Source organism: Nocardioides sp. Root151, assembly GCF_001427925.1.
Classification (GTDB): Bacteria; Actinomycetota; Actinomycetes; order Propionibacteriales; family Nocardioidaceae; genus Nocardioides.
In genome coordinates this window covers 501,121-501,897 of sequence record NZ_LMGG01000001.1, presented here as the reverse complement: position 1 = coordinate 501,897, position 777 = coordinate 501,121, and the positions used below count along the sequence as shown (strand labels likewise).

Below are 777 nucleotides of genomic sequence, written 5' to 3'. Positions count from 1 at the left end.
ACGGTGAACTGGGCGTGGGTCTTCACCCGGTGTTGGTAGCGGCCCAGTGGGGCGGAGTTGTGGGCACCGGTCTGGGCCGGTGGCGCCGTCGGGTTGTGGTCGTAGGGGACGGGGTGGTCGTAGTCGACGCGTCGGCTCACGGTGGTGGAGTGTGGGAAGGCGGTGCGGGGGCTGAGCAGCTGGATCCGGTCCTTGAGCCATTGCGGGTGCACGTAGGTCGCGGTCGGAGTGGTCTGGTTGAGGTCGATCACCTCGGTGACCTGGACCAGGGCTGTGCCGAGCATCGGCCCAAGGTTGTCGGGCAGCATGGGGCCGGCGTCCTCGACCTTGGCCACGGCACCGCGTCCGGTGGGGTGGCTGGTGGACAGGGCGGCCTGGTGCAGGTGGACGTAGACCACGGCCCGGGGCCGCAGCTTGGTCGGGTCGATCGAGCGGAGCGTGTCGAGCAGATGCTCCGGGAACCCCTCGGCCCACGCCACCGGTGACGAGCCGGGGTCCGCGTCATCCGGCTCGTGGTCGGCTCCGGTCTGATTGTCGTCGCGGGCCGCGTCGCTTGTGCCAGCAGGCTCACTGTTGCTGGGCTGGCCCTGGTCGTCGCTGCCGCCCTCGCCCTCGTCCGCGTCTGCATCGTCGGCGTCGGTGTCGGTGTCACCAGCTTCGTCGTGGCCGTTGCCGGGCTGGTCCTGGTCGGTGGACTGCGGGCCGGGGTCGGGGTCCTCGGCGTGCTCGAGCAGCAACGCGAGCAGCTCCGCGGGACGTGCCAGCCATCCGAAGGCT

1 pseudogene is annotated in these 777 nt (G+C 70.9%); it reads right to left on the bottom strand.

Going from position 1 to position 777, the window contains the following annotated elements:
* Positions 1–777: pseudogene (locus tag ASD66_RS25120) on the bottom strand (hypothetical protein); the annotation flags it as partial.